Consider the following 11,833-nt stretch of genomic DNA (forward strand, 5'->3'; position numbering starts at 1 on the left):
GCGCTTACTTTTCCTCTTTGGCGTCTATCCAGCCACGGACACGGCGAAATAGCTGTTCTTGTTCGGTATCTCCGCTGCCGGCGATGTTGATCAGACCAATCTGGGTAAAACCCGGCCCCTTGGTGCGTTTACTGGCCTGCAGGCGGGCTTTTGCAGCCTCGTCAGGCGAGTTTTTGTAGATGAAGTCGACGGCTTTTACTTTCAACTGAGGCACCATGTCCAGCAGCGAAGGCTTGGCATTCAGGGGTTCACGCGCCGCCAGCATCACCAGCTTCTGCACCACAGGCGATGTCCGCTCGTTGAGGAACCTGGCCGTCCAGTACGCGCCGCTGCTGTGGCCGATCAACACGATACTGCGTGCCTTGTTCTGCTGCGCAAAGCTGATCGCGGCTTCGATCCGCGCAAAGATGCGCTCGGCCTGGGCCTTGTTAATCTCTTCGTCGGCTGCAGCCTTGGCTGTTTCAGCAGCCGCCAGAGCCTCGGCTTCTGCCGCCGGGTCCTTCGCTGTCGCGCTGGCGTCCTTGGGTGTTTCCTTCGGCGTTTCAGTGGCTTTGCTGGCGTTTGCATCTGCCGGAGTTGCATCGGGCTCGCGTGCCCCCGGCGTGTTGTCGAGCGGATCCGGCATGGTGATACTCAGGCTCGACCAGCCGACATCCGGAAACTTGCGACGCAGCGGGCCGACAGCGTCGGGCCAGTCCGGTGATTCAGCGTCGCCAGGCACAATGATGACCGCGCCTTCAGGGACGTCGGTGTTGGCGGGTTTCCAGAGCGCGAGAAAGCTTTCGTCTCCGGCCTGAAGTTGCTGCTGGTCTTCGCGAGGCAATTGGCGTTCCAGTGCTATTGCGTCTTCCTGCGAGCGGCTGAGCAGCGGGGCTCTTTCGACCGGCGCATCCGCGGCAGCGTCTTTGGCAGGGGCCGGGTCGGCTGCGACGGCAGGCAAGGCGCAAGGCAGTATCAATGACAGAAACAATGCAGGAAACGTTGCGCGAAAGGTGTAGGACATCGGATATTCCAAGCCAGAAACTATCCCGGCAGCCTAATGGGTTGATCGGCTTTTGTCAGGCCTGAGCCTGCGCGGCACATGACCGCGATACGCACACACGAGAGCGACATACTGATGATTCGTCTTCTGCGCACCGGTTTTATCGGCTGCCTGGCTTTGCTCTTGATGGCTCAGATGGTCGATACGCAGGCTGACGAACCTGAAACACCTGCCGTTGCGCAGTTGAGTTCGGCGCAGCGTAATTGGCTCGACCAGCATGGTCCCTTGCGCGTAGGGCTGGTACTGCGGGCGCCTTACGCGCAGTTCGATCAACGTTTGCAGCAGTTGTCCGGCGCCAATGTCGATTTGATGAATGCGCTGGCGGCGACGCTGCCGGTCGAGTTGCTGTGGCGAAACTTTCCTGACCAGAGCGCGCTGGAGAACGCGCTGGCCAAGGGTGAAATCGACGTTGCGCCCGGCTTGATGCAAACCCCGGCAGGCCTGCGTCTGTGGTTGTTTTCCGACCCGTATTTGCGTGTTTCGCAGTTGTTGATCGGCGAACGTGATGGCAGCACTGCCGTGGACCTGGAGAAACTCGATAGCCTTTCCCGCGTTGCGGTGCGCATGCCCGGCACCACGGCGGACTACCTGCGCAGCAATTTCCCGCACCTCAATCTGCAAGGAGTGCCTTTGGAGCGCCAGGCGCTGCAATTGTTGCTCAGTCAGCAAGCACGTCATGCCGTGGTGGACGAGGCGCAACTCAGCCGTTTGCTGCGCGAGCCGGAGTTCGCAGGGCTGGCGGTGGTGGGGGATATCGGGCTGCCCCAATTGTTACGTGTGGCTTCACGTCGCGACATGCCGGAACTGGCGGCCATCGTCAGCGCAGCATTGCGGGCGATCCCTGCCAAGGAGCTGGAGCAACTGCATTCTCGCTGGATGCCGCTGACCCCCGCACATTTCATCGAGTCGACCAAGCTCTGGAAGAACCTGTGCATTCTGCTGCTGGTGATGTTGCTGGCGTGTTTTGCCATCGTGGTCTGGCAGCGACGCCAGCAGCAGGCGCTGGAGCAGGAACTGCTGGCTGCACGCGAAGAACTCGCCCTTCGTGTCGAAGGCGAGGAAGCCCTGCATCTGGCGCAATTCTCCATTGATCAAAGCACCGTCGGCATCCTGTGGGTCAACTGGGACAGCCGCGTGCGTTACGCCAACCGGGCGGCGGAGTCCATGCTGGGCTATGCGCCGGGGCAGGTGGTAGAGCGCCCGCTGATCGATTTCGAGCCCGGTCTGCATATGGATCGCTGGCTCAACCTGTGGAAGAACGCGCGCTCCAGCGAAGACAGCCCGCAAGTCTTCGAGACCCATTGCCTGCGCGCCGATGGCAGCCTGCTGCCCACCGATATCTCGTTAAGCTTCTTGCGCTTTCGTGACGCCGAATACTTGGTGGTATTCCTCACTGACGTCAGCGAACGACGCCGCGCGCATGACCAGTTACGTGACTTGTCGGCGCATCTGGAAAGCGTGCGTGAAGAGGAGAAGGCGCATATTGCCCGCGAGGTTCATGACGAACTGGGTCAGATGCTGACGGTATTGAAGCTCGAGACGTCGATGTGCGAGCTGGCCTATGCCGACCTCGACCCTGGCCTGAGCGAGCGACTGGACAGCATGAAGCGTCTGATCGCTCAGTTGTTTCAACTGGTGCGCGATGTGGCCACGGCCTTGCGGCCGCCGATTCTCGATGCCGGCATCGCATCAGCCATTGAATGGCAGGCGCGCCGTTTCGAGGCGCGCACGCAGATCCCTTGTCTGGTGCAGGTGCCGGACAATCTCCCGGCGCTCAGCGATGCCCGGGCTACAGGCATGTTCCGGATCCTTCAGGAGGCCCTGACCAATGTGATGCGCCATGCCCGTGCACACACGGTAGAGATCAGTCTGACGCTGCAGGACGGCATGATGTGCATGAGCGTCGCCGATGACGGGCAGGGGTTTGTCATCGAGTCAGGCAGGGCGGTTTCGTTCGGTCTGGTCGGGATGCGCGAGCGGGTGCTGATGCTCGGTGGCCGACTGGAGCTGGACAGTGAGGTGGGTGAGGGCACAACCTTGCGCGCCTATATCCCGCTGGACACCCTCGCACAGGAGCGAAGACAGTGATTCGTGTTTTGGTAGCCGAAGACCACACCATCGTGCGCGAAGGAATCAAGCAATTGATTGGCTTGGCCAGAGATCTGCAAGTGGTGGGCGAGGCGAGCAATGGCGAACAGTTGCTCGAAACCCTGCGTCATGTGGCCTGCGAAGTGGTGCTGCTGGATATCTCCATGCCCGGCGTCAACGGGCTTGAGGCGATACCGAGGATTCTCGCATTGACCAACCCGCCGGCCATTCTGGTGCTGTCGATGCACAATGAGGCGCAGATGGCTGCGCGTGCATTGAAGGTCGGCGCGGCAGGTTATGCCACCAAGGACAGCGATCCGGCGCTGCTGCTGACGGCCATTCGCCGGGTGGCAGCCGGCGGGCGTTATATTGATCCGGATCTGGCCGACCGCATGGTCTTCGAAGTCGGCCTCACCGACAGCCGGCCTCTGCACTCGCTGCTGTCGGAGCGCGAGTTTTCAGTATTCGAGCGCCTCGCCCAGGGCGCCAACGTCAATGACATCGCTCAGCAACTGGCCTTGAGCAGCAAGACCATCAGCACCCACAAGGCGCGGCTGATGCAAAAAATGAAACTCAACTCGCTGGCCGATCTGGTCAAGTATGCAATGGAGCACAAGCTGCTCTGAGTCTGAAAACGACACCTGACACCCCGCGCCCCTTTGCGACGCAGAGCGTCGAGACCTGCATTCCCACGCGGAGCCTGCGGAACGATAGGCGTCCTTGAGAACGCTATTGTTCTTGTGCTCTGCGTGGGCATACCGTGCGGAACGATAGGCGTCCTTGAGAACGCTATTGTTCTTGTGCTCTGCGTGGGCATACCGTGCGGAACGATAGGCGTCCTTGAGAACGCTATCGTGCCCATGCTCCGCGTGGGTATGCCGTTCGGGACGCTCTGCGTCCTCTTGCGATGCCGCGCGTCGAGAAGGGGAGGAACCGACATATCCAATCGCGCCATCTCTGTAGGGCAATCCCTACCCCTGGCCTTCCAGCCAGCCTAGGCGATTCTCTCCCGGCCCCCGATTTTCCGGGGCTTCAGGCTGCTCTAGGCTTGAGCCCACGCAGACAAAACAAAGGTGTGGGTAATGAGCGACGTCGATACAAGCGCTGGAGCAAATGATGTTCTGGTCAGCTTTCGTGGTGTGCAGAAGAGCTACGACGGCGAAGCACTGATCGTCAAAGACCTCAACCTGGACATTCGCAAGGGCGAGTTCCTGACCCTGCTCGGTCCGTCTGGCTCGGGCAAGACCACCAGCCTGATGATGCTGGCCGGTTTCGAGACCCCGACGGCTGGTGAAATCCTCCTCGGTGGCCGCGCCATCAACAACGTGCCGCCGCACAAACGCGACATCGGCATGGTGTTTCAGAACTACGCCTTGTTTCCGCACATGACTGTGGCCGAGAACCTGGCGTTCCCGTTGTCGGTGCGTGGCATGAGCAAGACCGACGTCGGCGAGAAGGTCAAAAAGGCACTGGGCATGGTCCAGCTGGACACGTTTGCGCATCGCTACCCGGCGCAGTTGTCCGGTGGCCAGCAGCAACGCGTGGCGCTGGCACGCGCGCTGGTGTTCGAACCCCAGCTGGTGCTGATGGATGAGCCGCTCGGTGCTCTCGACAAGCAGCTGCGCGAACACATGCAGATGGAGATCAAGCACCTGCACCAGCGCCTGGGTGTGACCGTGGTCTATGTGACCCACGACCAGGGCGAAGCCCTGACCATGTCCGACCGGGTCGCTGTCTTCCATCAGGGCGAGATTCAACAGATCGCACCGCCCCGCAGCCTGTACGAAGAGCCGAAGAACACCTTCGTGGCCAACTTCATCGGCGAGAACAACCGCCTCAATGGACGTCTGGTCAGCCAGGACGGCGACCGCTGTGTGGTCGAGCTGGAGCGTGGCGAGAAAGTCCACGCACTGGCGATCAACGTCGGTCAGCCTGGCGGTCCGGTGACCCTGTCGATCCGTCCCGAGCGCATTAACCTCAATGGTCGCAGCGAGAGCTGTGCCAACCGGTTTTCCGGTCGTGTGGCCGAGTTCATCTATCTGGGCGACCACGTTCGCGTGCGCCTGGAAGTGGCAGGCAAGAACGACTTCTTCGTCAAACAGCCGATTGCTGAACTGGACCCGACGCTCAGCGTGGGCGATGTCGTGCCGATCGGCTGGCAAGTCGAGCACGTCCGCGCGCTCGACCCCTTGCAGCAAGTGCATTGATCTATCAATAAAAGCAATAACAGAGGCGACCTGATCGCCCATCCCAATCGCTTACCAACACTGCTCGTGGAGAAAAGAACCTATGTTGAAGTCTTTGAAGTTCACCGCTATCACGTTGGGCCTGATGTGCGCCGCGCAGGCCATGGCTGCCACCGACCTGACCGTCATCTCCTTTGGCGGTGCCAACAAGGCCGCTCAGGAAAAAGCGTTTTACGCGCCTTGGGAAAAGGCCGGCAACGGCAAGATCATCGCCGGTGAGTACAACGGGGAAATGGCCAAGGTCAAAACCATGGTCGACACCAAGAGCGTTTCCTGGGACCTGGTAGAAGTCGAATCGCCGGAACTGGCGCGTGGTTGCGACGAAGACATGTTCGAAGAGCTGGACCCGAAACAGCTGGGCAATGCCGCTGACTTCGTGCCTGGCGCCATCACCACCTGTGGTGCCGGCTTCTTCGTCTGGTCCACCGTGCTGGCGTACAACGCTGACAAGGTCAGCACTGCACCCAGCGGCTGGGCCGATTTCTGGGACACCAAGAAATTCCCAGGCAAGCGCGGCCTGCGCAAAGGCGCCAAGTACACCCTGGAATTCGCCCTGATGGCCGACGGCGTTGCGCCGAAAGACGTCTACAAGGTATTGGCCAGCAAAGATGGCCAGGACCGCGCGTTCAAAAAGCTGGATGAGCTCAAGCCAAACCTTCAGTGGTGGGAAGCTGGCGCACAGCCGCCGCAGTACCTGGCTTCCGGTGATGTGGTGATGAGCTCGGCCTACAACGGCCGGATCGCCGCCGTGCAGAAGGAAAGCAACCTCAAGGTCGTGTGGACTGGCGGCGTGTACGACTTCGACGCCTGGGCCATCCCTAAGGGTTCGAAAAACGCCGATGCCGCGAAGAAGTTCATCGCCTACATGCTGAGCCCCGATCAGCAGAAGACCTACTCGCAGAACATTGCCTACGGCCCGGCCAACACCCAGGCGGTCAAGCTGCTGGACAAGGAAACCCTGCAGAACATGCCGACCACGCCTGAGAACATCAAGGATCAGGTGCAGATGGACGTGGCGTTCTGGACCGACAACGGCGAATCCCTCGAGCAGCGTTTCACTGCCTGGGCTGCCAAGTAAGTCATTTGCGTTGAGTCAGAACCGGGCGCTCCCTGAAACGGGGAGCGCCCCCTCGTTGAAAGATCCCGGAGTTTGCTATGGCCATCGCCGTGCCCCTGACTGAAGGCGCCAGCCCCAACTTGAAGCAACGTCTCGCTCGCGCCGAGCGGGTCAACCGCTGGAAGGCTCAGGCACTGATCGCGCCGTTGGTGATTTTCCTGTTGTTGGTGTTTCTGGTGCCCATCGCCGCGCTGCTCTACAAGAGTGTTGGCAACCCGGAAGTCGTGACTGCACTGCCGACCACTGTGGTCGAAGTGCAAAAGTGGGATGGAAAAGGGCTGCCGCCCGAGTCGGTCTACAAGGCAATGAGCCTGGACCTGGCCGAAACACGCAAGAATTCCACGCTGGGCGATCTGTCCAAGCGTTTGAACATGGAACTGGCCGGTTATCGCAGCCTGCTGAGCAAGACCGCCCGCGCGCTGCCGTTCAAGACCGAGCCTGCCTCTTATAAAGAAGCGCTCGAAGCACTGGACGAGCGCTGGGGCGACCCGGCGTACTGGCAGGCGGTGCGCCGCAATACCAGCAGTGTTACGCCGTATTACCTGCTGGCGGCCGTCGACCATCGTATCGATGACCTCGGCGAAGTCGCCCCGGCGACCCCGGACCAGGCGATCTATCTGGACATCTTCGCCCGCACGTTCTGGATGGGCCTGGTGATTACCGCGATCTGTCTGGTACTGGCTTATCCGCTGGCCTATCTGCTGGCCAGCCTGCCCGCCCGGCAGAGCAACCTGCTGATGATTCTGGTGCTGCTGCCGTTCTGGACCTCGATTCTGGTGCGCGTGGCTGCCTGGATCGTGTTGTTGCAGTCCAGCGGTCTGATCAACAGTGCGTTGCTGGCGATGGGCATCATCGACAAGCCGCTGGAGCTGGTCTTCAACCGCGTCGGCGTGTACATCTCGATGGTGCACATCATGCTGCCGTTCATGATCCTGCCGATCTACAGCGTGATGAAGAACATCTCCCCGACCTACATGCGCGCTGCGATTTCGCTGGGCTGCCACCCGTTTGCGAGCTTCTGGCGCGTGTACTTCCCGCAGACTTACGCCGGGATCGGCGCCGGCTGCCTGCTGGTGTTCATTCTGTCGATTGGCTACTACATCACCCCGGCTTTGCTGGGCAGCCCGAACGATCAGATGGTCAGCTACTTCGTCGCCTTCTACACCAACACCAGCATCAACTGGGGCATGGCCACCGCGCTCGGCGGGCTGCTGCTGTTGGCGACCATCGTGCTGTACCTGATTTATAGCTGGCTGGTCGGCGCCAGCCGCCTGCGTCTGAGCTGAGGAGTGTCACCATGCTGAACCCTTACACATCGCCGATCGAGCGCCTCTGGTATTACGCCTTGCGCATCATCTGCACCCTGGTGCTGCTGTTTCTCGTGCTTCCGGTATTGGTCATCGTGCCGCTGTCATTCAACTCCGGCAGCTTTCTGGTCTACCCGCTGCAAGGCTTCTCGTTGCAGTGGTATCAGGACTTCTTCAACTCCGCCGAGTGGATGCGCGCGCTGAAGAACAGCATGATCGTCGCCCCGGCCGCGACCCTGCTGGCGATGGGCTTCGGCACGCTGGCAGCGATCGGCCTGACCCGCGGCAACTTCCCTGGCAAGGCGCTGGTCATGGCCTTGGTGATTTCGCCGATGGTGGTGCCGGTGGTGATTGTCGGCGTCGCCAGTTACCTGTTCTTCGCGCCGCTGGGCCTGGGCAACAGCTACACCTCGCTGATTCTGGTCCATGCGGTGCTGGGTGTGCCATTCGTGATCATCACCGTGTCGGCGACCTTGCAGGGTTTCAATCACAATCTGGTGCGTGCGGCTGCCAGCCTTGGTGCCTCGCCACTGACCGCCTTCCGGCGCGTGACCCTGCCACTGATTGCGCCAGGGGTGATTTCCGGCGCGCTGTTCGCCTTCGCGACCTCGTTCGACGAAGTGGTGGTCACGTTGTTCCTCGCCGGACCGGAACAGGCGACCCTGCCTCGGCAGATGTTCAGCGGCATACGCGAAAACCTCAGCCCGACCATCGCCGCCGCTGCGACCTTGCTGATCGGTTTTTCGGTGGTCTTGCTGCTGGTGCTCGAGTGGTTGCGCGGGCGCAGCGAAAAACTCAGAACGGCTCAGTAACCGAGCGCGACAAGTCTCAAGCAGCCAGCCAGGGCGAATCCATTGGCGTGCAGCTTGAGGCTTACCGCTCCGGGCGAAGCTTGGCGTACAATCCGCGCACCGTGATTCTGCTCAAACAGGTGCGTCATGCAGCCCTTCGTTATTGCCCCATCGATTCTTTCCGCTGACTTTGCCCGTCTGGGTGAGGAAGTCGACAACGTGCTGTCCAGCGGCGCCGACTTTGTCCACTTCGATGTCATGGACAATCACTATGTCCCGAACCTGACCATTGGTCCGATGGTGTGCAGCGCGTTGCGCAAATATGGCGTCACCGCACCGATTGACGTGCACCTGATGGTCAGCCCGGTGGATCGCATCATCGGCGACTTCATCGAGGCCGGTGCCACCTACATTACCTTTCACCCGGAAGCGACCCAGCATATTGATCGTTCGCTGCAGCTGATCCGCGAGGGTGGCTGCAAGGCGGGCCTGGTGTTCAACCCGGCAACGCCGTTGAACCTGCTCGAATACGTCATGGACAAGGTCGACATGATCCTGCTCATGAGCGTCAACCCCGGTTTTGGCGGGCAGAAGTTCATTCCCGGCACGCTCAACAAGCTGCGTGAAGCACGCGCCTTGATCGATGCTTCCGGACGCGACATCCGCCTGGAAATCGACGGCGGCGTGAACGTCAACAATATCCGCGAAATTGCAGCGGCAGGTGCTGATACCTTCGTCGCCGGTTCAGCCATTTTCAATGCACCGGACTACCGTGAAGTGATCGAAAAGATGCGCACAGAACTGGCGTCATCCCGCGCATGAGCGGCTTCGAGCAGCTGTTTGCAGGCAAACTTCCCAAGCTGATCATGTTCGACCTGGACGGCACCCTGGTGGACTCGGTGCCCGATCTGGCCGTGGCGGTGGACACCATGCTCGCCGAGCTGGGGCGTCCGATCGCCGGGCTGGAATCGGTGCGGTCCTGGGTGGGCAACGGTGCGCCGGTGCTGGTACGCCGCGCGCTGGCCAACAACCTCGACCACAGCGGGGTCGATGACGCGCTGGCCGAGCAGGGCCTGGAGATCTTCATGCGCGCTTATGCGCAGAAGCATGAGTTCACCGTGGTCTATCCCGGCGTGCGCGAAACCCTCAAGTGGCTGCAGAAAATGGGTGTCGAAATGGCCCTCATCAGCAACAAGCCGGAGCGCTTCGTCGCGCCGCTGCTGGACGAGATGAAACTGGGGCGTTTCTTTCGCTGGATCATCGGCGGTGACACCATGCCGCAGAAAAAGCCCGATCCTGCTGCACTGTTTTTCGTGATGAAAATGGCCGGCGTACCGGCCTCGCAATCACTGTTCGTCGGCGACTCGCGCAGTGATGTTCAGGCGGCCAAGGCTGCCGGTGTGGCCTGCGTCGCGCTGAGCTATGGCTACAACCATGGGCGGCCGATTGCCGAGGAAAACCCGGCGATGGTCATCGATGATCTGCGCAGGCTGATTCCCGGTTGCCTGGACATGGACGCTGAGATACTGTTGCCCGACATCAAACGTCCCTCCTCAAGAGAATCAATCGTGGTGGTCACTCGCAAACTCTGGATGAAAGTCATCAAGGCCCTGGCCCGCTGGCGTTGGCGCGCCTGACCTGATTCTGGCCGGCCTGCCGGCACGTTTGCCTACCTGACCGTTTTGTCCTCAAACCACGAGGTTGCTCATGAACCGTGAAGAATTCCTGCGTTTGGCCGCTGAAGGCTACAACCGCATCCCGCTTGCCCGCGAAACCTTGGCCGACTTCGACACACCGCTGTCGATCTACCTCAAGCTTGCCGACCAGCCCAACTCCTACCTGCTGGAGTCGGTTCAGGGCGGCGAGAAGTGGGGGCGTTATTCGATCATCGGCCTGCCATGCCGCACCGTGATGCGCGTGCATGGTCATCACGTCAGCGTGACCCATGATGGCGTCGAGATCGAAAGCCTGGATGTCGAAGACCCCCTGGACTTCGTCGAGACCTTCAAGGCGCGCTATAACGTGCCGACGATTGCCGGGCTGCCACGCTTCAACGGCGGGCTGGTGGGCTACTTTGGCTACGACTGTGTGCGCTATGTCGAGAAGCGTCTGGCCAACTGCCCGAATCCTGACCCGCTGGGCGTGCCGGATATCCTGTTGATGGTGTCTGACGCGGTCGTGGTGTTCGACAACCTGGCGGGCAAGATGCACGCCATCGTGCTGATCGATCCGGCGCAGCAGGACGCCTACGCAAGTGGTGTGGCGCAGCTCGATGAACTGATGCACAAGCTGCGTCAGCCTATCACGCCGCGCCGCGGTCTTGATCTGGACCGGCCTCCGGCTGCCGACCCGGTGTTTCGCTCCAGCTTTACTCAGGACGATTACGAGGCGGCGGTCGACACGATCAAGCAGTACATCCTCGCTGGCGACGTGATGCAGGTTGTCCCGTCACAGCGCATGTCCATCGATTTCAGCGCCGCGCCCATCGATCTGTATCGGGCGCTGCGCTGCTTCAACCCGACGCCTTACATGTATTTCTTCAACTTCGGCGACTTCCATGTCGTCGGTAGTTCGCCGGAAGTGCTGGTGCGGGTCGAGGACAACCTGATCACCGTGCGTCCGATTGCCGGTACTCGCCCTCGTGGCGCCACCGAAGAGGCGGATCGCGCGCTGGAAGAAGACCTGCTTTCCGATCACAAGGAAATCGCCGAACACCTGATGCTCATCGATCTTGGCCGCAACGATACCGGTCGGGTGTCCGAGATTGGCACGGTCAAACTGACCGAGAAAATGGTCATCGAGCGTTATTCCAACGTGATGCACATCGTGTCCAACGTTACAGGCCAGTTGAAAAGCGGGCTGAGCGCGATGGACGCTCTGCGCGCGATTCTGCCGGCCGGCACCCTGTCCGGAGCACCGAAGATCCGCGCCATGGAAATCATCGATGAGCTGGAGCCGGTCAAGCGCGGCGTCTATGGCGGGGCAGTCGGTTATCTGGCCTGGAACGGCAACATGGACACGGCGATTGCGATTCGGACTGCGGTAATCAAGAACGGTGAGCTGCATGTACAGGCCGGTGGCGGCATTGTCGCCGACTCCGTGCCAGTGCTGGAATGGGAAGAAACCCTGAACAAACGCCGCGCCATGTTCCGCGCCGTGGCCCTGGCCTCGCAGACTGCCGAGGGTTGAGCAGGCTTGCTGCTCTGGTAATGAACGGTAGTTAGAGAGCTATCGTTCCTCAC

At 60.8% G+C, this 11,833-nt stretch carries 10 protein-coding genes; 9 read left to right on the forward strand and 1 reads right to left on the reverse strand.

Going from position 1 to position 11,833, the window contains the following annotated elements:
• Window positions 1-4: 4 nt before the first annotated feature.
• The gene (locus PCPL58_RS05100) at window positions 5-1,003 is read right to left on the reverse strand and encodes an alpha/beta hydrolase family protein (protein ID WP_065348948.1); all 999 of its coding nucleotides are present in this window, start codon (window positions 1,001-1,003) and stop codon (window positions 5-7) included.
• Window positions 1,004-1,081: 78 nt separating this feature from the next.
• Here PCPL58_RS05100 and PCPL58_RS05105 point away from each other — a divergent pair, with 78 nt between their 5' ends.
• From PCPL58_RS05105 to trpE, 9 genes are all read left to right on the forward strand, one after another.
• Window positions 1,082-3,130 (forward strand): sensor histidine kinase, encoded by a 2,049-nt coding sequence (locus tag PCPL58_RS05105; protein WP_065348949.1) that lies wholly within the window; start codon window positions 1,082-1,084, stop codon window positions 3,128-3,130.
• Window positions 3,127-3,756: a response regulator gene (locus PCPL58_RS05110; protein ID WP_003341145.1), complete on the forward strand. Its 630-nt coding sequence runs from the start codon at window positions 3,127-3,129 to the stop codon at window positions 3,754-3,756. Before PCPL58_RS05105 ends, PCPL58_RS05110 begins: the two co-directional genes overlap by 4 nt.
• A 456-nt stretch (window positions 3,757-4,212) precedes the next feature.
• Entirely contained in the window at window positions 4,213-5,337 is a 1,125-nt protein-coding gene (locus PCPL58_RS05115) for an ABC transporter ATP-binding protein (protein WP_003372763.1), read from the forward strand.
• A gap of 82 nt (window positions 5,338-5,419) precedes the next feature.
• Window positions 5,420-6,454 carry a polyamine ABC transporter substrate-binding protein gene (locus tag PCPL58_RS05120; protein WP_065348950.1) on the forward strand — a complete coding sequence of 345 codons (1,035 nt, stop codon included), beginning with the start codon at window positions 5,420-5,422 and terminating at the stop codon, window positions 6,452-6,454.
• 77 nt (window positions 6,455-6,531) lie between these two features.
• Entirely contained in the window at window positions 6,532-7,779 is a 1,248-nt protein-coding gene (locus PCPL58_RS05125) for an ABC transporter permease (protein ID WP_003372759.1), read from the forward strand.
• A gap of 11 nt (window positions 7,780-7,790) precedes the next feature.
• Window positions 7,791-8,612 carry an ABC transporter permease gene (locus PCPL58_RS05130; RefSeq protein ID WP_003394916.1) on the forward strand — a complete coding sequence of 274 codons (822 nt, stop codon included), beginning with the start codon at window positions 7,791-7,793 and terminating at the stop codon, window positions 8,610-8,612.
• A gap of 126 nt (window positions 8,613-8,738) precedes the next feature.
• Window positions 8,739-9,413: a ribulose-phosphate 3-epimerase gene (rpe, locus tag PCPL58_RS05135; protein WP_003304938.1), complete on the forward strand. Its 675-nt coding sequence runs from the start codon at window positions 8,739-8,741 to the stop codon at window positions 9,411-9,413.
• Window positions 9,410-10,228 (forward strand): phosphoglycolate phosphatase, encoded by an 819-nt coding sequence (locus PCPL58_RS05140; protein WP_065348951.1) that lies wholly within the window; start codon window positions 9,410-9,412, stop codon window positions 10,226-10,228. The genes rpe and PCPL58_RS05140 overlap by 4 nt, the downstream gene beginning before the upstream one ends.
• A gap of 70 nt (window positions 10,229-10,298) precedes the next feature.
• The gene (trpE, locus tag PCPL58_RS05145; RefSeq protein ID WP_003433217.1) at window positions 10,299-11,780 is read left to right on the forward strand and encodes an anthranilate synthase component I; all 1,482 of its coding nucleotides are present in this window, start codon (window positions 10,299-10,301) and stop codon (window positions 11,778-11,780) included.
• The last annotated feature ends 53 nt before the right edge of the window (window positions 11,781-11,833 follow it).

It is taken from the genome of Pseudomonas cerasi (genome assembly GCF_900074915.1).
GTDB lineage: Bacteria > Pseudomonadota > Gammaproteobacteria > Pseudomonadales > Pseudomonadaceae > Aquipseudomonas > Aquipseudomonas cerasi.